This window comes from Saccharothrix isguenensis (assembly GCF_052936305.1).
This window is the reverse complement of sequence record NZ_CP193626.1, coordinates 1,375,751-1,399,454: the sequence shown is the minus strand read 5'-3', so window position 1 is coordinate 1,399,454 and position 23,704 is coordinate 1,375,751. Positions and strand designations below refer to the sequence as shown.

General features: G+C 71.9%; 22 protein-coding genes. 3 read left to right on the top strand and 19 right to left on the bottom strand.

Annotated elements, in window-relative coordinates; genetic code table 11:
• Nucleotides 1–345: 345 nt before the first annotated feature.
• The 10 genes from ACRAKI_RS06765 to ACRAKI_RS06720 form a co-directional block, all read right to left on the bottom strand.
• The gene (locus tag ACRAKI_RS06765) at nucleotides 346–1,107 is read right to left on the bottom strand and encodes a helix-hairpin-helix domain-containing protein (protein WP_447006186.1); all 762 of its coding nucleotides are present in this window, start codon (nucleotides 1,105–1,107) and stop codon (nucleotides 346–348) included.
• Nucleotides 1,108–1,193: 86 nt separating this feature from the next.
• A complete protein-coding gene (locus ACRAKI_RS06760) occupies nucleotides 1,194–2,036 on the bottom strand; it encodes a DegV family protein (protein WP_447006185.1) in 843 nt (280 codons plus the stop codon).
• Nucleotides 2,037–2,047: 11 nt separating this feature from the next.
• Complete coding sequence (gene octT, locus ACRAKI_RS06755; RefSeq protein WP_447006184.1) at nucleotides 2,048–2,779, bottom strand: diglucosylglycerate octanoyltransferase; 732 nt, start codon at nucleotides 2,777–2,779, stop codon at nucleotides 2,048–2,050.
• The gene (locus ACRAKI_RS06750; protein WP_447006183.1) at nucleotides 2,776–3,390 is read right to left on the bottom strand and encodes a histidine phosphatase family protein; all 615 of its coding nucleotides are present in this window, start codon (nucleotides 3,388–3,390) and stop codon (nucleotides 2,776–2,778) included. Before ACRAKI_RS06750 ends, octT begins: the two co-directional genes overlap by 4 nt.
• Nucleotides 3,387–3,782 carry a ribosome silencing factor gene (rsfS, locus tag ACRAKI_RS06745; protein WP_447006182.1) on the bottom strand — a complete coding sequence of 132 codons (396 nt, stop codon included), beginning with the start codon at nucleotides 3,780–3,782 and terminating at the stop codon, nucleotides 3,387–3,389. The genes ACRAKI_RS06750 and rsfS overlap by 4 nt, the downstream gene beginning before the upstream one ends.
• Before the next feature lie 69 nt (nucleotides 3,783–3,851).
• Complete coding sequence (gene nadD, locus ACRAKI_RS06740) at nucleotides 3,852–4,445, bottom strand: nicotinate-nucleotide adenylyltransferase (RefSeq protein ID WP_447006181.1); 594 nt, start codon at nucleotides 4,443–4,445, stop codon at nucleotides 3,852–3,854.
• A gap of 221 nt (nucleotides 4,446–4,666) precedes the next feature.
• The gene (locus ACRAKI_RS06735; RefSeq protein ID WP_447006180.1) at nucleotides 4,667–4,888 is read right to left on the bottom strand and encodes a ferredoxin; all 222 of its coding nucleotides are present in this window, start codon (nucleotides 4,886–4,888) and stop codon (nucleotides 4,667–4,669) included.
• Nucleotides 4,889–4,892: 4 nt separating this feature from the next.
• On the bottom strand, nucleotides 4,893–6,077 hold the full coding sequence (locus ACRAKI_RS06730) for a cytochrome P450 (RefSeq protein ID WP_447006179.1): 1,185 nt from the start codon (nucleotides 6,075–6,077) through the stop codon (nucleotides 4,893–4,895).
• A gap of 58 nt (nucleotides 6,078–6,135) precedes the next feature.
• Nucleotides 6,136–6,696, bottom strand: coding sequence for a TetR/AcrR family transcriptional regulator (locus tag ACRAKI_RS06725; RefSeq protein ID WP_447006178.1), 561 nt, complete (start codon nucleotides 6,694–6,696; stop codon nucleotides 6,136–6,138).
• Nucleotides 6,693–7,958, bottom strand: coding sequence for a glutamate-5-semialdehyde dehydrogenase (locus ACRAKI_RS06720; RefSeq protein ID WP_447006177.1), 1,266 nt, complete (start codon nucleotides 7,956–7,958; stop codon nucleotides 6,693–6,695). Before ACRAKI_RS06720 ends, ACRAKI_RS06725 begins: the two co-directional genes overlap by 4 nt.
• A gap of 153 nt (nucleotides 7,959–8,111) precedes the next feature.
• Here ACRAKI_RS06720 and ACRAKI_RS06715 point away from each other — a divergent pair, with 153 nt between their 5' ends.
• Together ACRAKI_RS06715 and ACRAKI_RS06710 are read left to right on the top strand one after the other, a co-directional pair.
• Nucleotides 8,112–10,190: a RecQ family ATP-dependent DNA helicase gene (locus ACRAKI_RS06715; RefSeq protein WP_447006176.1), complete on the top strand. Its 2,079-nt coding sequence runs from the start codon at nucleotides 8,112–8,114 to the stop codon at nucleotides 10,188–10,190.
• 19 nt (nucleotides 10,191–10,209) lie between these two features.
• Entirely contained in the window at nucleotides 10,210–10,746 is a 537-nt protein-coding gene (locus ACRAKI_RS06710; protein WP_447006175.1) for a GNAT family N-acetyltransferase, read from the top strand.
• A gap of 143 nt (nucleotides 10,747–10,889) precedes the next feature.
• Here ACRAKI_RS06710 and proB read toward each other — a convergent pair whose 3' ends face one another.
• The 6 genes from proB to ACRAKI_RS06680 form a co-directional block, all read right to left on the bottom strand.
• Nucleotides 10,890–12,020 (bottom strand): glutamate 5-kinase, encoded by a 1,131-nt coding sequence (proB, locus tag ACRAKI_RS06705; protein ID WP_447006174.1) that lies wholly within the window; start codon nucleotides 12,018–12,020, stop codon nucleotides 10,890–10,892.
• The gene (gene obgE / locus ACRAKI_RS06700) at nucleotides 12,017–13,474 is read right to left on the bottom strand and encodes a GTPase ObgE (RefSeq protein WP_447006173.1); all 1,458 of its coding nucleotides are present in this window, start codon (nucleotides 13,472–13,474) and stop codon (nucleotides 12,017–12,019) included. Before obgE ends, proB begins: the two co-directional genes overlap by 4 nt.
• Before the next feature lie 96 nt (nucleotides 13,475–13,570).
• Nucleotides 13,571–13,834, bottom strand: a complete 264-nt coding sequence (gene rpmA / locus ACRAKI_RS06695; RefSeq protein ID WP_447006172.1) for a 50S ribosomal protein L27 — start codon at nucleotides 13,832–13,834, stop codon at nucleotides 13,571–13,573.
• 14 nt (nucleotides 13,835–13,848) lie between these two features.
• Nucleotides 13,849–14,163 (bottom strand): 50S ribosomal protein L21, encoded by a 315-nt coding sequence (gene rplU, locus ACRAKI_RS06690; RefSeq protein WP_447006171.1) that lies wholly within the window; start codon nucleotides 14,161–14,163, stop codon nucleotides 13,849–13,851.
• Between the two features lie 450 nt (nucleotides 14,164–14,613).
• Nucleotides 14,614–17,568 (bottom strand): translation initiation factor IF-2 N-terminal domain-containing protein, encoded by a 2,955-nt coding sequence (locus ACRAKI_RS06685; protein WP_447006170.1) that lies wholly within the window; start codon nucleotides 17,566–17,568, stop codon nucleotides 14,614–14,616.
• A 191-nt stretch (nucleotides 17,569–17,759) separates the two neighbouring features.
• Nucleotides 17,760–18,503, bottom strand: coding sequence for a TIGR03936 family radical SAM-associated protein (locus ACRAKI_RS06680; RefSeq protein ID WP_447006169.1), 744 nt, complete (start codon nucleotides 18,501–18,503; stop codon nucleotides 17,760–17,762).
• A 273-nt stretch (nucleotides 18,504–18,776) separates the two neighbouring features.
• On the opposite strand from ACRAKI_RS06680, the gene ACRAKI_RS06675 reads away from it, so the two are divergent.
• Nucleotides 18,777–20,297 (top strand): S8 family peptidase, encoded by a 1,521-nt coding sequence (locus ACRAKI_RS06675; protein ID WP_447006168.1) that lies wholly within the window; start codon nucleotides 18,777–18,779, stop codon nucleotides 20,295–20,297.
• Nucleotides 20,298–21,123: 826 nt separating this feature from the next.
• On the opposite strand, the gene ACRAKI_RS06670 is transcribed toward ACRAKI_RS06675, so the two are convergent.
• The 3 genes from ACRAKI_RS06670 to ACRAKI_RS06660 all read right to left on the bottom strand — a co-directional run bounded on the left by ACRAKI_RS06670 (nucleotide 21,124) and on the right by ACRAKI_RS06660 (nucleotide 23,655).
• Nucleotides 21,124–21,288: a hypothetical protein gene (locus ACRAKI_RS06670; protein WP_447006167.1), complete on the bottom strand. Its 165-nt coding sequence runs from the start codon at nucleotides 21,286–21,288 to the stop codon at nucleotides 21,124–21,126.
• A 209-nt stretch (nucleotides 21,289–21,497) separates the two neighbouring features.
• A complete protein-coding gene (locus ACRAKI_RS06665) occupies nucleotides 21,498–23,462 on the bottom strand; it encodes a TIGR03960 family B12-binding radical SAM protein (protein WP_447006166.1) in 1,965 nt (654 codons plus the stop codon).
• Nucleotides 23,463–23,493: 31 nt separating this feature from the next.
• Complete coding sequence (locus tag ACRAKI_RS06660; RefSeq protein ID WP_447006165.1) at nucleotides 23,494–23,655, bottom strand: hypothetical protein; 162 nt, start codon at nucleotides 23,653–23,655, stop codon at nucleotides 23,494–23,496.
• Between the last annotated feature and the right edge of the window lie 49 nt (nucleotides 23,656–23,704).

The following is a 23,704-nucleotide window of genomic DNA, read 5'->3' as shown; positions in this document are numbered from 1 at the left end:
AACAGGCGGCGGACGCGGTGGAGGAGGTGCCGCAGGCGGCGGTCGCTCGTGCGGCCACGCTCGGCGCGCAGGTCTTCGAGCGGATCACCGGCTCGGCGGGTGCCGGACGTGCGACGGGGATCGGCGGTCGGCGAGGCTGCGGCGGTGGGCGAGGGTACAGCAGTCGGGGAGGGTGCGGCGGCCAGGATGTGGTCGGGGATCTCGCTGCGGGGGCAAGGGATCGACGGCGTGACGTGGTTCGGAGTGGACGATGCTCGCGGGCACTGCGGTTGCCGTGAGCAGCCATGGGTGGGACGCATGATGGGTCTCCGGGTGGTGGTGTGTCGAGGGCTCGGGAAGGTGCGGTCAGAGGCGGACCAGCTCGCGCAGCCTGGCGAGCTTCGCGTCGCCGATCCCCTCGATCTCGCCGAGCTGTTCCAGGGCGGTGAAGGGGCCGCGTTTCTGCCTTCGGTCGACGATCCGCTGCGCCGTCACGGGACCTACGCCCGGCAGGGTGTCGAGCTGCTCTTTGGTCGCCGTGTTCAGGCTCAACGGCGTGGTGTCCGCCCCGGCGGGTTGGGGGATGGGGATGCCCACGGCGATCTGCTCGCCGTCGACGAGCTTGCGGGCCAGGTTGAGCGGGGTCAGGTCGGCACCCGGATTGGCGCCGCCCGCCGCTTGGAGCGCGTCCGCCACCCTGGCTCCGCTGGGCACGGTCACCAGGCCTGGTGTCGACACCAGGCCCACCACGTTGACGACCAGCAGCTCCTCGGCGCGGCTGACGGCAGCCGCCTCGGCCACCGGGAGGTCCGGCGGGATCTCCACCGGCGGGCGCTTCCACCACAGGGCCAGCGCGACCGCCAGTGCCACGCCTGCCATGACGCCCGCCAGCAGGACTCTGCGACGGCGTGGAAGCGCGGGCTCGGGCAGCCAGCGGTGCATCGCGCGGCGGAGCGGGCCGGGTGGACCCGAGCCACCGGCCGAGCCACGGACCGACCCACCACCTGAGTCACCGGCCGACGAGACGAAGACCAGCGTCTCATCTGCCGAGGCGCGGTGCTTGCCCTGCTCCTGGGAGACGAGGGCCTTCAGTCGGGCGGTCGTGGTTTCCGGGTTCCTGTCGAACATGCGGCCGACGTTAGGCCGGGTGGAGCAGTGGGCGGGAAAGTTGTCGGCGATCTGTGGACAACGTCGTGGGTGATGGATAAAGCGGGCTAGGACAAGCCGCCCGGCAGGACCACCACACCGAGCACACCGGGACCGGTGTGGGCGCCGATCACCGCTCCTACCTCGGAAATCAGGCAGCCGGTCGAGCCGGGGACGCGTTCGTCGAGCCGCGTCGCGAGTTCCGCCGCGCGATCCGGCGCGGCCAAGTGGTGGACAGCCAGTCCGACCCGGCCGGAACCCGCCGCCGCCGACGCCAGGTCCACCAGCCTGCCGATGGCCCGGCTCATCGTGCGCACCTTCTCCAGCGGCACGATCCGGCCGTCGTCCACGTGCAGGAGCGGCTTGACAGCCAGCGCGGTGCCCACCAAGGCCGCCGCAGCGCCGATGCGCCCGCCTCGGCGCAGGTGGTCGAGCGTTTCCACGCAGAAGAACATCTTGGTGCGCGCCGCAGCGGCGACGGCCGCCTCCTCCGCGCGCGCCCCGTCGTCACCGGCGGCACACGCGGCCAGCGCGGCGAAACCCAACCCCATGCCCGTGGAGCGGGAGTCGACCACCCGGATCCGGGTCGGGTCGACCTCCTCCGCCGCCAACCGCGCGGCCTCCCACGTGCCCGAGAGCTCACGGGAGAGGTGCACGGACACGATCGCGTCGGCGCCCTCGGCCAGCACCGACCGGTACACCTCGGCCAACTCGCCCGGCGTGGGCCGGGACGTCGTCACCCGCCGGTGGTCGCCCAACGCCGCCGCCAGCTCCGCCGGTCCGAAGTCGACCCCGTCGAGCTTGCTCCGACCGTCCACCGCCACGTGCAGCGGCACGACCCGGACGCCGTGCCGCTCGGCGAACCCCTCGGGCAGGTACGCCGTGGAGTCGGTGACGATCGTGGTGGACACGAGTGCCGAGACTACGGCTCCGACCTGCCCGGGTGGCCGACCGCCACGGACCTGATCAGTTCCGCCATGGCGTTCCCGACCACCCGGTGGCCTTCCCAGCACCAGTGCATGCCGTCCGGGTTGCCACGCCGTGACCGTATGTGCTCGCCGACCAACGGCGGCACGTCGAGCAGCGGCACGCCGGCACCGTCCGCCCACGAGCGCAGCGCGCGCTCCCCCGCCGCCCGCCCGCTGTGCACACTCGCGTACGCCGGCGCACGGTGCACGGAAGGCGTCATCCCGACCACGCGAATCCCCGGCTCAAGAGCGTGCACAGCGCGCACCGAGTCGTCCAGGTACCGCACGGTCAGGCGTGGCGGCAACGCCACCGGGTACCCGCCGAGCAGCCGCGACAGCACCGGTTGCAACGCCTGGTACCCGGCCCGCGCCCGTCGCCGCAGCCCGTCCGGCCGCAGGTAGCGCAGCCCGTGTCGCAAGTACGTGGGCAAAGGCGACGGCAGCGTGTCCATGTGCCCCACCGCCAGCACCAACACGTCCGTGCGCGGCAGCAAGGACCACACCCGGGGGTCGCCGGTCAACGACCACCACGCGTCCCGGGCCGTCCAGCCGAACCCCGCCGCCAGCTCCGCGTGCCCGCCCAACGCCGACGCGGCGACGTTCGGCCACAACCGGGGGTGGTCGGCCGGCAACGGCCCCTCCGGACCGTGGAACGTCAGCGAATCACCGAGGACGAGCAGCCTCACCGGGTCGTTCCGGCGTTGTACGACGACAGCCGCCACCTGCCGTCACCGTGCGGCCGGCGGGTGAACACGGTCCAGTGGCAGTTGCCGATGCCACCCAGCAACGCCCACCGGTCGACCGGCAGCTCCAGCAACCGCCCGGTCAACGCGCTGATCAGCCCGCCGTGCGCGCACAGCATGACCGTCTCGGAGAACTCCGCGTCCACCTCCTCCACCACGGCCATCGCGCGCTCGGCGACCTGCACGCGCGTCTCGCCGTCCGGTGGCGCCAGCGTGCCGTCGGCGCGCCAGCGGTCCAGCGCGCCCGGCCACTCCACCTCGATCTCGGCCGACGTCAGCCCCTGCCACTTGCCCAGGTGCGTCTCGCGCAGCCGTTCGTCGATGCGCAGTTCGACCCCGGTCGCGTCGGCGAACACCGTCGCGGTGTCCCGGGCGCGGTGCAGGTCCGACGCGACCACCAGCTCGGGTGCGAACCCGGCGAGGACCGGCACCGCGAACCGGGCCTGGTTCCACCCGATCCCGGTCAGCGCCGAGTCCAGGTGGCCCTGCATGCGACCGGTCGCGTTGTAGTCGGTCTCACCGTGCCGCCACAGCACGAGCCGGTTCAGGGTCATGCCTCCGCGGCCTCGTCGGCCTCGTCGGTCACCGGCCCCGCGTCGAACTCGATCTGCGGGCAGTCCTTCCACAGCCGCTCCAGGCCGTAGAAGGTGCGCTCCTCCGTGTGCTGGACGTGCACCACCACGTCCACGAAGTCCAGCAGGACCCAGCGGCCCTCGCGCGCGCCCTCACGGCGGACCGCCTTGCGGCCGGTCTCCCGCAACTTCTCTTCAACGTTGTCCACGATCGCGCCGACCTGCCGCTCGTTGGCGGCGGAGGCGATCACGAAGACGTCCGTGATCACCAGCTGGTCGGACACGTCGAGCACGATCACGTCGTGCGCCTTCTTGTCGGCTGCCGCGCTCGCGGCGACCAGCGCCAACCGTCGTGCCTCGTCGGTGGCTGCCACGTCACTCCTCATCACACCGGCGGACGCCTATACGTCCGCACGAGTCAATGAGGGTACCGGCGTCGCGCGTCAGTCCGGCATCGAGTAAAGCCGACGCTTGCTTATGTACTGAACGACACCATCCGGCACGAGGTACCAGACCGGCAGTCCGGCGGCCGTCCGGGCCCGCACGGCGGTCGACGAGATGGCCATCGCGGGCACCTCCACCAGCGACACGACGCCTGGCGGGAGGTGCGTGTCGACCAGTTCGTAGCCGGGCCTGGTGACGCCGATGAAGTGCGCGAGGTCGAACACGTCGTCCGCCCGCCGCCAGGACAGGATCTGCTCCAACGCGTCCGCGCCGGTGATGAAGAACAGGTCCGAGTCCGGGTGCCCGGCCTTGAGATCGGTGAGGGTGTCGATCGTGTACGTGGGCCCGGGCCGGTCGATGTCGACCCGGCTGACCGAGAACCGCGGGTTGGAGGCGGTGGCGACGACCGTCATCAGGTACCGGTCCTCGGCGGCGCTGACCGCGCGTTCCGACTTCTGCCACGGCTGGCCGGTGGGCACGAAGACGACCTCGTCGAGGTCGAACCGGGCCTGGACCTCGCTGGCCGCCACGAGGTGGCCGTGGTGCACCGGGTCGAACGTGCCGCCCATGACGCCGATCCGCCGGTTGGTCATGGGTTGTGAGCCTAGTTCGGGTGGTGCGCGGGCGGCCGGTCGCTCCCCGGAAGGCCGCCCGCGCACTAGTCTCCCGGTCACGGCCCCAGGGGAGTAGGCCGCATCCGCGGATCGCACGACCCACCCCGAATCAGAGCCGCGCGACGGTGGAACGTGCCGCGCACGCCGCCATGACGCGATCCGCCGATGTTTTTCTCGGAGCCCTCCCGGGGGGCCGGAGCCTACGGTTCCGGAGCCAGCACGGCGCCGTCGTCAGCGCGGACCAGGATGGCCTCCATCGGGCACGACTCGGCCGCGTCGATGACCGCCTCGTCCGGCTCGACCACCCCGTCGACCGGGGTGGACTTGCCGCCGTCGAGGCGGAAGCGGTGCGGCGCGGTCGACGTGCACATCCCGGTGCCGATGCACTTGTCCCGGTCGAGTTCGACCGTCCACTCCCCCATCCGACTACCACCTCACCGGCAGGGCCTGCGGGCCGCGGATGAGCCGGCCCTTCTTGAACGTGACGTCACCGTCCAGCCTGAGCAGCGGGAACCGCTTGAGCAGGGAGCCGATCGCCACCTGCAACTCCATCCGGGCCAGCGGGGCGCCGATGCAGTGGTGCGCGCCGTGGCCGAAGGTGATGTGCGGGTTCTGCGCGCGGTGGAAGTCCAGCTCGTTCGGGTTCTCGAAGACCGACGGGTCGCGGTTGGCCGCGAGGTTGTCCACGAACACGGCCTCACCCGGCTTGATCGTCACGCCGGACAGCTCCACCTCGGCGGTCGCGATCCGGGGGAAGCCCGCGGAACCACCCAACGGGGTGAACCGCAGCAGTTCCTCGACCGCCGCCGGCACCAGGGTCGGGTCCGCCCGCAGCTCGCCGAGCCGGTCCGGGTCGCGCAGCAGCTGGTAGACGAAGTTGCCGAGCTGGTTCGCGGTGGTCTCGTGGCCCGCGACCAGCAGCGCGACGCCGAACGACACCAGCTCCGGCGTGCTCAGCCTGTCCTCGTCGTCGTGCGCCGCGACCAGCACGGACAGCATGTCGTCGGCCGGGTCGACGCGCTTGCGCTCGGTCAACTCGCCGATGTAGGCCCGCAGCGCCTCACCGGACGCCAGGATCTCCTCGTAGGTGAACGCGGTGATCGACACCGCCGCCTCCGACCAGGCGCGGAACCTGTCGCGGTCCTCGAACGGCACGCCGAGCATCTCGCAGATGATCGTGATGGGCAGCGGCATGGCCAGCGACTCGACCAGGTCGGCCGGCGCTCCGCGCTCCTCCATGGCGTCCAGCAGGCCGTCCACGAGCTCCTGGGCGCGCTGACGCAGCTGTTCGGTGCGCCGGGCCGTGAACGCCTTCGCGACCAGCCTGCGCAGCCGTGTGTGGTCCGGCGGGTCCATGCTGAGGATGTTCGTCTCGGCAGGCATCTTCGGCAGGGTGCGCGGCACGTCGGCGCCGGGCTCCATCACCGCCGCGCGGCTGAACCTCGGGTCGGCCAGCACGGTCTTGACGTCCTCGTAGCGGGTGGCCAGCCAACCGTCGCCGCCGTACGGCAGCCGGACCCTGGCCACCGGCTCGTCCCGTTGCAGCTCCAGGTACTCGGGGCTGAGCAGGAGGTCGTCGGGTTCGGTGAACGGGAACGGCCTGATCTCCATCGGAACCCCCGTGTAAGCAGTCGCTTACATCCGACAGTAGTCAGATCACTACACACCGTCAACCGACATCGGTGTGCTCCAGCAACACCGACGCCGCTCGGGTCACCAGCGCCGCGACGTCCGCGCTGTCCGCGCCGGCGAGGGGCTGTTTGCCGAACACGGTGCGCAGCACGCCGATGCCCACGACCCACGCCAGCACGAGGTCCGCGCGCAGCTCCGCGTCCTCCGCGTCCGTGAGGGACGCCAGAGCGCGCGAGTACTCCTCCCCCAGCTGCTGCCGCACGACGTCGACCGCCGAGTCGTGGTGCGACGACCGCAGCACCGCGTACAACGGGTGGTCCTCGCGCCTCGGCTTCTCCTCCAGCATCCGCAGCAGCACGGTGCGCAACAGGTGCTCGGCGGGCGAGTCCTCCAGCAGCTCACGGCTCTGCGTGGCGAGCACGGTCGCGAAGAGCGCGTCCTTGCTGCCGTAGTAGCGGAACAACAAGGCCTGGTTCACGCCCGCGAGGTTCGCGATGTCACGCACCGTGGTCCGGTCGAACCCGCGTTCACCGAACAGCTCCGTGGCGGCGTCCAGCAACGCCGCCTTGGTGGCGCCGGCGTCGCGAGGCCTGCTCACGAGCTCGGCCGGACGTGCCCCTCGCCCCAGACCACCCACTTGGACGAGGTCAGCTCGGCCAGCCCCATCGGGCCGCGGGCGTGCAGCTTCTGGGTGGAGATGCCGATCTCCGCGCCCATGCCGAACTCGCCGCCGTCGGTGAACGCGGTGGACGCGTTGACCATGACCGCCGCCGCGTCGACCCGGGTGGTGAACCGGCGGGCCGCGCCGAGGTCGCTGGTCACGATGGCCTCGGTGTGGCCGGAGCCGTGCGCGGCGATGTGCTCGATGGCCTCGTCGATCGAGCCGACGACGCGGGCGGCGATGTCCAGCGACAGGTACTCGGTGTCCCAGTCCTCGTCGGTCGCCGCCTGCACGCGCGGGTCGGCGGCGAACCGCTCGTCACCGTGGATGGTGACGTTCGCCTTCTTCAGGGCGTCGGTGATGCGGGGCACGAACTCGTCCGCGATGGCGGCGTGCACCAGCAGCGACTCGGCCGCGTTGCACACGCTCGTGCGGCGGGTCTTGGAGTTGAGCACGATGCGCTGCGCCATGTCGAGGTCGGCGCTCGCGTCCACGTACACGTGCACGTTGCCCACGCCGGTCTCGATGGTCGGCACGGTGGCCTGCTGCACGACCGCGTTGATCAGGCCGGCGCCGCCGCGCGGGATCACCAGGTCCACCAGGCCGCGCGCGGTGATGAGGTGGGTGACCGAGGCGCGGTCGTGGCACGGCAGGAGCTGCACGGAGTCGGCGGGCAGGCCCGCGGTCTCCAGGGCGTCGCGCAGGATCGCGACCAGCGCGGTGTTCGAGTGCTCAGCGGTGGACGAGCCGCGCAGCAGGGCCGCGTTGCCGGACTTGAGCGCCAGGCCGGCCGCGTCCACGGTGACGTTCGGCCGGGCTTCGTAGACCATGCCGACCACGCCCATCGGGACGCGGACCTGCTTCAGCTCCAGGCCGTTCGGCAGGATCGAGCCGCGCAGCACCTCGCCGATCGGGTCCGCCAGGCCGGCCACCGTCTCCAGGCCCTCGGCCACGCCCTCGATGCGCGCCTCGGTCAGCGCGAGGCGGTCCAGCAGGCCCTGGTTGAGGCCCGCGGCCCGGCCCGCTTCGACGTCCTTGGCGTTGGCCTCCAGCACCTCGGCGGCGCGGGTGCGCAGCGCGGCGGCCATCTCGCGCAGTGCTGCGTCCTTGCTCTCACGGGTGGCGAGAACGAGTTCGTTGGCGGCGACACGGGCGCGCCGGGCCGCGGCGCGCACCTGTTCGCGCAGGTCATCAGTCACGTCGTCAAGCCTACGGCCACCCGGTCGTGGATGTCTCCGAGGTTCCCGAGGATCGGACGCGCCGCTCCCGTCCGTCCTCGATCGGGTGAAGTCGGCGCGCGGACCGTCGCACAGGTGTCCGGAGTGTCGGGGCCATCTGCCACTGTGGGGCACATGGACGACAGCGCACTGCGGGAACTGGCCGAAGAACGGCTGAGGGCTTTGGCGGGCCCCCATGCCGTCCTGCGTGACGACCAGTGGACGGCCATCCACGCGCTGGTGTCCCAACGGCGGCGGGCCCTGGTGGTGCAGCGGACGGGGTGGGGCAAGTCGGCCGTGTACTTCATCGCCACGGCGTTGCTGCGGTCCCTGGGCGAGGGGCCGACGGTGATCGTGTCGCCGTTGCTGGCGTTGATGCGCAACCAGGTCGACGCGGCGGCGCGGGCGGGCGTGCACGCGGCGACGATCAACTCGGCCAACACCGACGAGTGGCAGGGCGTGCAGGACCGGGTGTCGTCCGGCGACGTCGACGTGCTGCTGGTGTCGCCGGAGCGGCTGAACAACCCCGACTTCCGGGACACGGTGCTGCCGTCGCTGACGGCCTCCGCGGGGCTGCTGGTGGTGGACGAGGCGCACTGCATCTCCGACTGGGGCCACGACTTCCGGCCGGACTACCGGCGGCTGCGGACGTTGCTGACCGAGCTGCCTGCCGGTGTGCCGGTGCTCGCCACCACGGCCACCGCCAACGACCGGGTCGTGCGGGACGTGGCCGACCAGCTCGGCCTGGGCGCGGGCACGGACACGCTGGTGCTGCGCGGGCCGCTGGACCGGGAGAGCCTGCGGCTGTCCGTGGTGCGGCTGCCCACCGCCGAGGTCAGGCTGGGGTGGCTGGCCGAGCAGCTGGAGCGGCTGCCAGGTTCGGGAATCATCTACACGCTGACGGTGGCCTCGGCGGACGACGTGGCGGCGTTCCTTCGTGAGCGCGGGCACGAGGTGACGGCGTACTCCGGGCGCACCGACCCGGCGGAGCGTCAGCGGGCCGAGGAAGACCTGCTGGCGAACCGGGTGAAGGCGCTGGTGGCGACGTCGGCGCTGGGCATGGGCTTCGACAAGCCCGACCTGGGGTTCGTGGTCCACCTGGGCGCGCCGCCGTCCCCCATCGCGTACTACCAGCAGATCGGCCGTGCGGGTCGCGGGGTGGAGCGGGCCGAGGTGCTGTTGCTGCCCGGCCCGGAGGACAAGGACATCTGGGCGTACTTCGCGTCGCTGGCGTTCCCGCCGGAACGGGTGGTGCGGCAGGTGCTCGACGTGCTGCCGGCCGACCGGGCGATGTCGACGGCCGCGTTGGAGCCGATGGTGGAGTTGTCGCGCACCCGGCTGGAAGTGGTGTTGAAGGTGCTCGACGTGGACGGCGCCGTGCGGCGGGTCCGCGGCGGTTGGGTGTCGACCGGGCAGCCGTGGTCCTACGACGCCGAGCGGTACGAGCGGATCGAGGCGGCGCGGCAGGTGGAGCGGCAGGCGGTGCTGGACTACCTGTCGACCGACGGCTGCCGCATGGAGTTCCTGCTGCGGCAGCTGGACGATCCGCACGCGGCGCCGTGCGGTCGTTGCGACAACTGCACGGGAGAACGGCCTTCGGCGGCGGTGTCGGACGCGGCGGCGTCGGCGGCACGGGAACGGCTGCTGCGGCCCGGCGTCGAGGTGGAGCCGCGCAAGATGTGGCCGACCGGCATGGCGGCGGTCGGGGTGTCGTTGTCCGGGAAGATCCCGGCGGGCGAGATCGCGACCACCGGGCGGGCGCTGGGGCGGTTGACCGACATCGGCTGGGGCAACCGGTTGCGGTCGTTGTTCGGGGCGGAGGACCAGGATATCCCGGAGGACGTGTTCGCCGCGTGCGTGAAGGTGCTGTCCGCTTGGGGTTGGAAGGAACGGCCGGTGGGCGTGGTGACCGTCGGGTCGCGGACCAGGCCGGCGCTGGTGGGCAGCTTCGGGCAGCGGATCTCGGTGGTGGGGCGGCTGCCGCTGCTCGGGCAGGTGTGGCTGGGCGAGGCGCCGCGCCGGGCGAACAGCGCACAGCGGTTGGCCGGGCTGGTGCGGGAGACCGACGTGCCCGACCTGTCCGCTGTGGCCGGTCCGGTGCTGTTGGTGGACGACCAGGTCGACACCGGCTGGACGATGACGGTCGCCGCCCGGCTGCTGCGCAGGGCCGGTGCGTCCGCGGTGCTGCCGTTCGCATTGGCGGTGACGGCATGAGACCGAGAGCGTGAGCGGCATGAGGCTGACGACGGAACGCTTGGTGCTGCGGCCTTTCACCGTGGCCGACGCGCCGGCGTTCGCGGCCTACCGGTCGGACCCGGACGTGGCGAGGTACCAGGGGTGGGTCACGCCCTTCCCGTTGGCACAGGCGGAGGAGTTCGTCCGGGAGGTCGGCACGGCGGACCCGACCGAGCCGGGCTGGTTCCAGTTCGCCGTCGAGGCGGGCGGGGTGCTCGTCGGCGACGTCGGGGTGGGTCTGCACGAGAACCGGATGCAGGCTGAGGTCGGGTACACCCTGGCGACCGCGCACCAGGGGCGTGGGTACGCGTCGGAGGCCGTGCGGCGGGTGGTGGCGCACCTGTTCGAGGAACGCGGGTTGCACCGGGTGTCCGCCGAGTGCGACGCGCGCAACGAGCGGTCGGCACGGCTGCTGGCCAGGCTCGGGTTCCGCCAGGAAGGGCACCGGGTGCGGAGTACGTGGGCCAAGGGAGAGTGGACGGACGACCTGCTGTTCGGCTTGCTCGCCACCGAATGGCGGGCCGCGCACGAGTAGGCCAGCCAGGCCCTGCGGCAGCGCCCGCCCGGAACGTCCCGGTCAACCGGGACAAGGGCTCGGCGGCGAGGTCGTGCAGACGGCCAGCATGGTGGTGCGGCGCGTCGGTGACAGCCGACCTCGGCGTGCTGACCAGCGGGCTACTAGCTCCGCAACGGCACCAGGTCGTCGGCGTGCACCACTTCGCGGCGCTGCTCGGCGGGCAGGTCACCGCTCTTGCGACCGATCAGCGCGGGCAGCTCGGCGGCGTCGAAACCGACCACTCCGCGCGCCACCACGTGCCCGGACAGGTCGACCAGCTCGACCACGTCACCAGCCTCGAACGTGCCCTCCACCCCGGTGATGCCCGCCGCCAGCAGCGACCGCCGGCGGTCCACCACCGCGGCCACCGCGCCGTCGTCCAGCGACAGCCTGCCACTCGCGTCGGCCGCGTGCCCGAGCCAGAAGCGACGCGCGGTCAACCTGGAGCCGGTCACGGCGAACGCCGTGCCGACGTCCGCCGTGGTCAACGCGCGGGCCGCGTCCGCCGCACCCGCCAGCAACACGGGGATGCCCGCCGACGCCGCCAGCCGTGCCGCGGCCAGCTTGGACGCCATGCCGCCGGTGCCCAGGCCGGACGCGCCGACCGAACCCGCCCGCACACCGTCCACGTCGGACGCGCCGGCCACCTCGGTGATCCGCCGCGCGCCCGTCTTGCGGGGATCGCCGTCGTACAGCGCGTCCACGTCGGACAGCAGGAACAACGCGTCCGCGCCGACCAGGTGCGCCACCAGCGCGGCCAGTCGGTCGTTGTCGCCGAACCGGATCTCCTCGGTGGCCACCGTGTCGTTCTCGTTCACCACCGGCACCGCGCCCAGCGCCAACAGCCGGGAGAACGTGCGCTGCGCGTTCCGGTAGTGCGACCGCCGCACCACGTCGTCCGCGGTCAGCAGCACCTGCCCGACGGTCAGGGAGTACCGCCCGAACGAGTTCGCGTACGCGTGCGCCAACGCCAACTGCCCGACGCTCGCCGCCGCCTGCTGCGTCGCCAGGTCACGGGGTCGCCTCGTCACGCCCAGCGGCGCGAGACCGGCCGCGATCGCGCCCGACGACACCAACACCACCTGACTGCCAGCCGCGCACCTCGCCGCGACCGCGTCCACCAGCGCGTCCAGCCGGGTCGGGTCCAGCCCGCCCTCGGCGGTGGTCAACGACGAGGACCCGACCTTCACCACGACCCGCGACGCCGCGGACACCGCCTGCCGGGCCTGAGACGCCGCCACCGACCCGATCACTCGTCGTCGTCCTCTTCGAACTCGCCGTACTCGCCGGGGATGCGACGGGCCTTCTTCGCCGCCAAACGGTCGGACGCGCCGACCCGGTTGCTCACCTCTAGCCGCGCGTCCGTGCCGCGACCGGTCAGGGTCATCGCGATGCCCGCGGGCGTCGTCGGCTCCCAGTCGAACACCAGGTCGCCGATGGTGACCTGGCAGCCCGGCTCGGCGCCCATCTTGACCAGCGTGTCCTCGACGCCGAGGCGGTTGAGCCGGTCAGCCAGGTAGCCGACTGCCTCGTCGTTGTTGAAGTCCGTCTGCCGGATCCACCGCTCGGGCCGCTCGCCGCGGACGATGAAGCCGCCCTCGGTGTCCGGGTCCTCCACCACGGTGAAGCCCTGGTCGTCCAGGGCACGGGGCCGCAGCACGATCCGGGTCGACTCCTGCTTCGGCCGCGAAGCCCGGTACTCCTCCACCACGCGCGCCAACGCGAACGTCAGCTCCCGCAGCCCCTCGCGGCTCGCCGTGGACACCTCGAACACCGGCAGGCCACGGGCCTCGATGTCCGGGCGCACGATCTCCGCCAGGTCCCGCGCCTCCGGGATGTCGATCTTGTTCAGCACCACCACGCGCGGACGTTCGGCCAGGTCGTCGGCCAGGGAGGGGGTGTACTTCGCCAGCTCCTCCTCCAGCGCGTCGATGTCCGACACCGGGTCGCGGTCTGCCTCGTAGGTCGCGCAGTCCACCACGTGCACCAGCACCGCGCACCGCTCGATGTGCCGGAGGAAGTCCAGGCCGAGGCCCTTGCCCTCGGACGCGCCGGGGATCAGACCGGGCACGTCCGCCATCGTGAAGATGGTGTCACCGCCGGTGATCACACCCAGGTTCGGCACGAGCGTGGTGAACGGGTAGTCGGCGATCTTCGGCTTGGCCGCGGACAGCACGGAGATCAGCGACGACTTGCCCGCCGACGGGAAGCCCAGCAGGCCCACGTCCGCGACGGACTTCAGCTCCAGCACGAGGTCGTGCTGCTCACCCGGCTCACCCAGCAGGGCGAAACCGGGCGCCTTGCGGGCCTTGGACGCCAACGACGCGTTGCCGAGACCGCCGCGACCACCCTGGGCCGCGATCAGCCGGGTGCCCTCGCCGACCAGGTCGGCGACCATCTCGCCCTCGGGCGTGAGCACCACGGTGCCGTCGGGGACGCGCAGTTCGAGGTCCGCGCCGTGCGCGCCGTCGCGGTTGCCGCCCTGACCGCCCTTGCCGCTGCCGGCGCTGGCGTTCGGGCGGAAGTGGAAGTCGAGGAGCGTGTGCACCTGCGAGTCGACGACCAGCACGACGTCGCCGCCCTTGCCGCCGTTGCCGCCGTCGGGACCACCCAGCGGCTTGAACTTCTCGCGGTGCACGGACGCGACCCCGTTGCCCCCATCACCTGCGGCGACGTGGATGACGACCCGGTCGACGAAGCGGGACACGGGGATTTCCTTTCCAGATAAGCAACGAGGGGCGGGAGCCGGAATGCACCGGTCCCGCCCCTCGTCGGAGGTCGTTCCGTCTTACGCCCAAAGCGCTTAAGCAGCAACCTCGGCCGGGACGATGTTCACGGTCTTGCGACCGCGCTTGGAGCCGAACTCGACCGCACCGGGCGCCAACGCGAACAGCGTGTCGTCCTTGCCGCGACCGACGTTGACGCCGGGGTGGAACTTGGTGCCGCGCTGGCGAATCAGGATCTCGCCGGCCTTGACGACCTGACCGCCGAACCGCTTCACGCCGAGGTACTGGGCGTTGGAGTCACGGCCGTTGCGGGAGCTGGACGCACCCTTCTTGTGTGCCATGGCTAGTCAGATCCTCACTTACCGGTGATGCCGGTGACCTCGACGCGGGTCAACTTCTGGCGGTGACCCTGGCGCTTGTGGTAGCCGGTCTTGTTCTTGAACTTGTGGATGCGGATCTTGGGGCCCTTGGTCTGCTCGACGACCTTGCCGGTCACCGAGATCTTCGCCAGGGCGTCCACCGCGGAGGTGACGTTCTCGCCGTCCACGACGAGGAGCGGCGCCGCGAAGGTGATCTCGGTGTCCGGCTCGCCTTCGAGCTTCTCGACCTCGATGACGTCGCCGACAGCCACCTTGTACTGCTTGCCGCCGGTCTTGACGATCGCGTACATCGGGACGGGAGTCTCCTGCTACTCGACGGGACGGGTCGCGCGTGCCTCGGCCGCACTGGATGAGCGAGCTGGGCTTCACGCGACAGGGCCCACCGGACGGCGGGCCGCGTATCAGGTTACGTGGCGGTGGACTGCGAGGTCAAACCGGGGTCGGTCTACCGGATTCGCCCTGGTCACAGCCCTCCGCTCCGGAGCGGGCGCAACGCCTGGCGAGGGTACCCCCGGCGTGGGATCCGTCGCACGTTCCCCACCGCGGACCACCGACAAATCCGGCGGTCCGCAGTCGCAGCGGTCCGGCGACCCGCGATGGGGCCGGGGTGTCGGCGCGGGTCGGAGGCAGGGCGGGGCGGCGCGGGGCGGAGGTCGGGGACCGGAGGCCGCCTACGACGAACCGCTGCCCAGCGAGGCTGGACAGCGGTTCGTCGAGCAGTGCGTCGTACAGCGGCTCGGTCAGCCTTCCTTGACCGCGCCCAGCGGCGGGCCGGCGGGCCGGGAGGCGGCACGGCGGGCCGTGCGGCGACGCGTGGTCACCGCCGGGGCCGTGGGCTCCGGAGCGTGGCCGTTGCGCTGCTGGTCGACCGACGGCTCGGCCGACGCGGTCTCGGCGGGCTTCGCCTCGGCAGGCTTGGCTGCCTCGGGCTGGACCGTCGGGATGACGATCGGCTCGGGAGCCGGCTGGGCCTTGGGCGGAGCGCTCGCCCTGGTGACCCTCCCGACCCGTCCGGCCCGTGCGGGCTTGACGGGCGCGGCAGGGGGTTCTTCCGCCGCTGCGGGAGCGACGGGCGCGGACTCGGCCGGCTGAGCCGCCGTGGCGGGCTCAGGAGCCGTCTCAGCGCCGGTCGCGCCCGACGTGGCCGTGCCTGCGGCAGGGCTGGTCGGTGCGGCGGGGCTGGTCGGTTCGGCCGGGTTGGTCGGTTCGGCAGTGCTGACCGGCGCGAGAGGAGCGCTCTCGGCCGGGGTGGCGGGCTCGGCCGGCTCGTCGCCGTGCGTGATGACGGCACCGGCTTCCCGGCGTGCCCGGCGACGCTGGCGGCGGTCGCGCTTCGGGGTCTCCGGCGCGGCCTCCTCCTCGATCACCGCGGCCACCGGCTCGTCCGACGTGGACGGCTCGGTGATCGCCTCCGGCTCCTCGGTCGGCTCCACGGTCTGCTCGGCCACCGGCTCCGGCACGTCGACCGCCTTGCCGCGACGCGACTTGCGGCCACCGCTCTGCTGCTGCTGTTGCTGCTGTTGCTGAGCGGGCTGGCCACCGCCGCCGCCACCGCTGCCGTGCGCCTGAACGGGCTCGGTCGACATGACCACGCCACGCCCGCGGCAGTGCTCGCAGGTGGAGGAGAACGCCTCCAGCAGCCCGGTGCCGACCCGCTTGCGGGTCATCTGCACCAGACCCAGCGACGTCACCTCGGCCACCTGGTGGCGGGTCCGGTCACGACCCAGGCACTCGGTCAGCCGGCGCAGCACCAGGTCGCGGTTCGACTCCAGCACCATGTCGATGAAGTCGATCACGATGATGCCGCCGACGTCCCGCAACCGCAGCTGGCGGACGATCTCCTCGGCCGCCTCCAGGTTGTTCCGGGTCACCGTCTCTTCGAGGTTTCCACCCGAACCGGTGAACTTGCCGGTGTTCACGTCGATGACCGTCATCGCCTCGGTGCGGTCGATGACCAGGTAGCCGCCCGACGGCAGCCAGACCTTGCGGTCCAGCGCCTTGAGCAGCTGCTCGTCGATCCGGTACTCGGTGAACGCGTCATTGGTGCCCACGTGCTTGCGCAACCGTTCCTGGAGGTCCGGCGCGACGTGCCGCACGTAGGCGTCGATGGTCTCCCACGCGTCCGAACCCTGGACGACGAGCGCGGCGAAGTCCTCGGTGAACAGGTCGCGGACGACCTTCACCAGCAAGTCCGGCTCTTCGTACAGCAGCTGCGGCGCCTGGGCCTTGGGCACGTCGGCCCGGTCCTTGATGACCTGCCACTGCGCCTGCAGGCGGGTCACGTCGCGGGCCAGCTCCTCCTCGGCGATGCCCTCCGAGGCGGTGCGGATGATGACGCCCGCGTCCTCGGGGACCACGCGCTTGAGGATGTCCTTGAGGCGCTTGCGCTCGTTGTCGGGCAGCTTGCGGCTGATGCCGGTCGCGCCGCCGCCGGGCACGTACACCAGGAAGCGGCCGGGCAGGCTGATCTGCGTGGTCAGCCGGGCGCCCTTGTGGCCCACCGGGTCCTTGGTGACTTGCACCAACACGCTGTCGCCGGACGACAGTGCCTGCTCGATCTTGCGGGCCTTGCCCTCCAGGCCGGCCGCGTCCCAGTCGACCTCGCCCGCGTAGAGCACCGCGTTGCGACCGCGGCCGATGTCGATGAACGCCGCCTCCATCGAGGGCAGCACGTTCTGCACCCGGCCGAGGTAGACGTTGCCGACCAGCGAACCGCTGCCCGACGAGGTCACGAAGTGCTCGACCAGGACGCCGTCCTCCAGCACGCCGATCTGCGTGCGGTCACCGCGCTCGCGCACCACCATCGTGCGCTCGACGGCCTCGCGGCGGGCCAGGAACTCGGCCTCGGACAGCACGGGGGCACGGCGGCGACCGGCCTCGCGGCCGTCACGGCGGCGCTGGCGCTTGGCCTCCAGCCGGGTGGACCCGCGGACGCTGCGGACCTCGTTCTGCGCGGCTTCGGAGTCGGCCTTGTCGTCGCGCGCGTCGCGGCTGGTGCTCTCGCGGACGTGCACGACCGTGTTCGGCGGGTCGTCCTCGCTCGGCGTGGCCTCTTCCTCCGCGCCGGTCTTGCGGCGACGGCGACGACGGCGACGACGGCTGCCCGGACCCTCGTCGTCGGCCGACGGCTCCTCGGCGGCTTCGGGCTCCGCCTCGGCCTCGGCGGGCTCTTCGCCCTGCTCGTCCTCGCCGTTCTCGTCGCCGACGCCCTTGCCGCGACCGCGGCCACGACGGCCACGACGACGGCGACGACGGCCTTCGCCCTCGTCACCCGCGTCATCGGCGGCGTGCTCGTCGGACTCGTCCTCGGTGTCGTCCTCGTCCTCGACGACCGGCGCCTTGGCGACCGGCGTCGGGGGCAGGAACATCGCGGACGGCGGGGCGAACAGAGGCGCGAGCGGCGCCACGTCGCGGGCCACCGCCACGGGTTCCTCGGTCTGTTCGTCCACGTCGCCGGTGACGATGTCGTCCCAGCCCCGCAGGCTCTCGGCGACCTTGAGCGCGAGATCGCGGCTCACGCTCGACTGCACGCCCTTGACCGGTTCACCGAGGTCGGCGAGGGCCGCGACCACGTCCCGGCTGCTCGCGCCCAGCAACTTCGCCAGCGCGTGCACCCGGAGCTTGGCGGGTAGATCCGCCAAGGGTGTGGCGTTACCCCCGCCGGCGGCGCCGGCAGGCTTTTCCGTGTTCGACAATGCAGCTCCTCCGCCCCCGGGCGCGTCCCAACCGACGCGGCCGCGCAGGGGCCTCTCTGTGTCCACTCACCGCCGCGGCTGGCGGCGGGAATCCTTGCCTCGCGCTGTGGCGCCCACCCGTGGGGCACGCGGCACAGCAGGTCCGATAACACTTTCGACGACGCCGTCAGCGCCGCTCCCGCACAGCCCGGTCAGACCTCCGCCGCCCTGTCCAGGGCAAGCGGGTCGACCAGTCCGCCTTCGTCGTCGAGCCGCCCCTGCGCCATCCGGGTCGCCTTCGCGGGCACCGGCGGAACCAGGTCGGCGACGACTCGGAGGGCACTCAGCACGTCGTCGGGTCTCACGGTAGGGGTTGTCTGCCGTACGACCGTCATGAGTATCCCACACGGGCGTGACAAATCTCGTGCATCGTGTCCGGCGTCGCTCGATTGCGCCTCTGCCTGGGCCCCCACCTGCGCCGACACGATCGCGGGTCGCACGTCCACGATCTTCTTGCCGTCCTTGGTCAACCGCTCTACCTCGACCGATTCAGCGGCGAGCAGCGCGATCACGGCTTCGGACAGTTCTTCGGGCGACACGCCGGGCAGCTCCACCCGCCACTCGCTGGCGTCGATCCGCTCGGGCAGCGTGCCGCCGGCCGACTGGACGACCTCCAGGATGTCGAGCCCCGGCGGGAGCACGGCGTCCAGCGCGGTCCGCAGCGCCTCCGGGTCCACCCGGTCGACGACCTGGACCTCGACGTACTCGGCCTCGCTCGCCACGCCGGTCGGCGCCGCGCCGACCCACGACACCTTCGGGTGGGGGCTGAAACCCTGCGAGTAGGCCATGGGAACGCCCGCCCGGCGCAGCGCGCGTTCGAAGGCCCGCGCGATGTCGCGGTGTGACGTGAACCGCAGCCGGCCGCGCTTGGCGTAACGCAGGCGCAGCTTCTGCACAGGTGCGGCCGACGGGTTGGTGGGCTGCTGCTGGCGGCTCAGGGCTACTCCCCTTGGGTACCGGGTGGCTCCACGATGGGGTGAGCACCCCAACGGTCCACGGTCCTACTCCACCAGGACGGTACCTTGGACCCGTTCGGCACCGTTGCGCTTGTCTGCTTCGCCCGGCGTGGCTACCGTCCGGCAACAGCAGTCCCGATCGACGGCTCGTCCCCGAGTCCGATCGACGGCTCTAGTCCGGCACCCCGCCCGGTCCAGCACTGGAGGTCCCCCGTGCCTCTGCACCGCCGCGTCCAAGCGGTCGCGGTCAGCGCGGCGCTGCTCGCGGCAGGCTGCTTCGTGGCGACCACGCCCGCGGCTGCCCTTCCCGCGGAGGAGCCGGTGACCGCACCGGGCTGCGTCCAGCCCGGTCCGACCCTGCGCTACCTGGTGGTGTTCTCCACCGGCACGAGCGCGCCGCTCGCCGAGGCCCAGGTCGCCGCCGCGTGCGGCACCACGACCCGGTACTACCCGCAGATCGCCGTGGCGGTCGCCGTGTCCGCCGACCCCCGGTTCGGGCAGCGGATGGGTGTCGACCGGGCGTACAGCGCGCAGCTCGACGGCCTCTCCAAGCACACCGGCGCGCCCGTGACGCCGAAGGAGGGCCGGCAGAAGAGGCTGGACGACGAGGCGGCCGGCGCGCGTGCCCCGGCGGGAGCGGTGGACCGCACGGCCGAGCAGTGGGACATGGACCTGATCCGGGCGGCCGAGGCGCACGCGGTGAGCACCGGCAGCCGGGACGTGGTGGTCGGCGTGCTCGACTCGGGCATCGACCCGGCGCACCCGGACCTGGTGGACGCGCTGGACCCGGCGCTGTCCGCGGGCTGCACGTCCGGCGTGGCCGACCCGACGCCCGCAGCGTGGTCGCCGACGACGTCCGGGCACGGCACGCACGTGGCGGGCACGATCGCCGCGGCCGACGACGGCGCGGGCACCACGGGTGTCGCGCCGGGCGTGCGGATCGCGTCGGTGAAGGTCGTGGACGACGCCGGGTTCATCTACCCCGAGTACGCGGTGTGCGGGTTCATGTGGGCCGCCGAGCAGGGCATGACCATCACCAACAACAGCTACTTCATCGACCCGTGGGTGTTCACCTGCCAGAACAAGCGGGGCCAGTCCGTGGTCTACGAGGCGGTCCGGCGCGCGGTCGACCACGCGGGCTCGCGGGGCGTGCTGACGGTGGCGGCGGCGGGCAACGCGGCGGCCGACCTGACCAAGCCGGGGCACGACGCGCTGAGCCCGACCAACGCCGCGCCGGAGGACGTGAAGCCGCGGCCGGTGGACAACACGTGCCTGGTGCTGCCCGCTCAGCTGCGCAACGTGGTGGCGGTGTCCTCGGTGGGCGCGGAGAAGGTCAAGGCCGGGTACAGCTCGTACGGGCTGGGCGCGGTGGACGTGACGGCGCCGGGCGGCGACCGCAGGCAGCCGCCGGACGACGCGAAGAGCGGGTGCGTGCTGTCGACCGTGCCGTCCGCCGGGTACGACTACTCGTGCGGCACGTCGATGGCCGCGCCGCACGTGTCCGGGGTGGCGGCGCTGCTGGCGTCCACGCACCCCGAGGCCACTGCCGACGACTTGAGCCGGATGCTCAACGCGCAGGCGGAGACGCTGCCATGCCCGGCCGACTACGACCTCAACGGCACGGGCGTGCAGGACGCGTTCTGCACCGGCTACTCCGAGTACAACAGCTTCTACGGGCACGGGATGGTCGACGCGCTGGCGGCGGTGCGGCCCGCGTCGGACGGGTCACGCTGAGCACTGGCCCTGGCCGCGCAGCGCCCCGGTCAGGTCCGCGCGACCGGCGATGCCGAGCTTGCGGTACGCGCCGGACAGGTGCAGCTCGACCGTGCCGACTTGCCGCCGCCGCCCACGCCGGTGACGAGGAGCGTCGTGGTGCGGCCCGCCGGCACTCCGCGCACCAGGCCGCGGACGGCGTTCAGCTCTCCGCCACGGCTCGGGAGTGTCGTCGGGTTCACTGCTGTCACCGGGAGGCTCCGATCCGCTGCGGCGCAGCCGGGGCGGTCGACCGCGACCACCACGGGAGGACACCTGTCCAGTCCCTGCGGTACCGAAGGACCGCGATCCGCGCCCCCGGATTTCCTTCGGCGCCACCGTAGAGACGAATCGGTGTGCTTCTGTCAGAATAGCGGTCCGACTTCCGCGAGTCGATTCGCGGGCCACCCGGACATTGACCGCGCCATCGTCCGGCCGATTCTTCCCGGTGCCGACACCCGGCTTTGTCAGCGCCATTCGCGCGGCGCAGGATCTTCATCGCGTTGCAGATCCAGGACTTCACGGTGCCCTCCGGAATACCGAGCACGAGTGCCGCCTGGCCGTGGGCCATTGGTCCCGAAAGGATACAAATAACGTCACCGGGCGTTCCCGTCGCACATTCCGACCAGTGACTTGGTACAGGTCACATACCGCAATTGAACCGTTCGTCGAACCGCCGCACCCGACGTTCGTAGTCCTTCTCCAGAGGGTGGAGCCGTTCGTCAACAGAGGGTGCGCACGTGGTGCTCGCGGTCTCGGAACACGACGCCGGGGTGCGGGACATCGCCACGACGTCCGGGCGGACGGCCTACGCCACGCTGTGCCTGGCCGCGTGCTGGGACGTGCTCACGGCCACCGGCTGGGTCCGGAAGATCACCGGACGCGCCGCGCTGCTGAGCACGCACCAGGTGCTGGCGACGTTCGCGTGCGTCACGGCCGTGGCGCACGCGTCCGCGTTCCCGGTGCTGGACAACGCGCCCCTCGCGGCCTACCAGCTCGTGCTGCCGCTGGTCGGCGGGGGCGAGGTCCGGCACGCGTTGGGCGTGGTGGGTCTGGAGCTCGTGCTCGCCGCGTCGATCACGGCGGCGCTCCAGCGGACGGCGTTCCACCGCAACTGGATGCGGCGGCACGGGTGTGCCCCGTGCGTGCGATCAGGGTCGACGCGGCGGAGGTCGGCGCGCCCTAGCCCTTCGCCAGCGTGGGGTTGCGGACCGGCGAGCCCGTTCCGACCGGCGAGATCGGCAGCAGCGTGCGACCGGTGGGGCCGACCTCGATGTCGGTGCCCATCGCCGGGCACACACCGCAGTCGAAGCACGGCGTCCAGCGGCAGTCGTCCTGCTCCCGCTCATCCAGCGCGTCCTGCCAGTCCGACCAGAGCCACTCCTTGTCCAGCCCCGAGTCGAGGTGGTCCCAGGGCAGGACCTCCAGCTCCTCGCGCTCGCGCGTGGTGAACCAGGCCAGGTCGACGCCCAGCGGGGTCAGCTCGGTCTCGGCGGCCTTGACCCAGCGGTCGTAGGAGAAGTGCTCGGACCAGCCGTCGAACCGGCCGCCCTCGCGCCACACCCGCTCGATCACCAGGCCGATGCGCCGGTCGCCGCGCGACAGCAGGCCTTCGATCAGCGACGGCTTGCCGTCGTGGTAGCGCATGCCGATGTTGCGGCCCAGCCCGCGGTCCGAGTTCACCGCGTCGCGCAGCTTGCGCAGCCGGTCGTCCACGGTCTCCGGGTCGCACTGCGCGGCCCACTGGAACGGGGTGTGCGGCTTGGGCACGAACCCGCCGATGGAGATCGTGCAGCGGATGTCCTTGCGGCCGGACACCTCGCGGCCCGCGCGGATCACGTTCTTCGCCATCTCGGCGATCTGGAGCACGTCGTCGTCGGTCTCGGTGGGCAGGCCGCACATGAAGTACAGCTTCACCTGCCGCCAGCCCGCGCTGAACGCCGCGCTGACCGTGCGGATCAGGTCTTCCTCCGACACCATCTTGTTGATCACGCGGCGGAGGCGCTCGCTGCCGCCCTCCGGCGCGAACGTCAGGCCCGAGCGGCGGCCGTTGCGGGACAGCTCGTTGGCCAGGTCGATGTTGAACGCGTCGACCCGGGTGCTGGGCAGCGACAGGCCGGTGTTCGTGCCCTCGTAGCGGTCCGCGAGGCCCTTGGTGATCTCGGCGATCTCCGAGTGGTCCGCGCTGGACAGCGACAGCAGGCCGACCTCTTCGAAACCGGTCGCCTCCAGGCCGCGCTGGACCATCGCGCCGATGCCCTCGATGGACCGCTCGCGCACCGGACGGGTGATCATGCCCGCCTGGCAGAACCGGCAGCCGCGCGTGCAGCCGCGGAAGATCTCCACGCTCATCCGCTCGTGCACGCTCTCCGCGAGCGGCACCAGCGGCTGCTTCGGGTACGGCCACGCGTCCAGGTCCATCGTGGTCCGCTTGAACACCCGGTACGGCACCCGCTCGCGGTTCGGCACCACGCGCTGGATGCGGCCGTCGGGCAGGTACTCGACGTCGTAGAACCGCGGCACGTAGATGCCGCCGGTCTCCGCCAGCCTGGTCAGGACCTCGTCCCGGCCACCCGGGCAGCCTTCGGCCTTCCACGCGCGGACGATGTCGGTGATCTCCAGGACGGCTTCCTCGCCGTCACCGAGCACCGCGGCGTCGACGAACGGCGAGATCGGCTCCGGGTTGAACGCCGCGTGCCCACCGGCCACCACGATCGGGTGGTCCTCGGTGCGGTCGGCGGCGTGGATCGGGATGCCCGCCAGGTCCAGCGCGTTGAGCATGTTCGTGTAGCCCAGCTCGGTCGCGAAGCTCACCCCGAACAGGTCGAACGCGGCCACGGGCCGGTGCGCGTCCACGGTGAACTGCGGGACGCCGTGCTCGCGCATCAGCTTCTCGAGGTCCGGCCACACCGCGTACGTGCGCTCGGCCAGCACGTCCGGCTGCTCGTTGAGGACCTCGTACAGGATCATGACGCCCTGGTTCGGCAGCCCGACCTCGTAGGCGTCCGGGTACATCAGGGCCCACCGCACGCTGGCGGCGTCCCAGTCCTTCACGGTGGCGTTGAGTTCCCCGCCGACGTATTGCACCGGCTTGGACACCCTCGGCAGCAGGGGTTCCAGGGCGGGGAAGACCGACTCGACACTCACCGTTTCAGGGTAACGGCACGCCCCGGGTGCGTCAGAACAGCGGTCCCGTGATGGTGAGGCCGAGTTCGGAGCCCGCGCCCGCGTACAGGCCGAAGAACATCAGCGCGCCGCCCGCGAGGGCCAGGTCCTTGTTGAACTGGATCATCTCCATCTGCTTGGCCTGCGGGTCCGTCTCCTTCCAGAAGTTGTGCATGAGGAACGCCGTGGGGAGCAGGAAGAGCGCCAGGAGGTTCGTCCAGTGT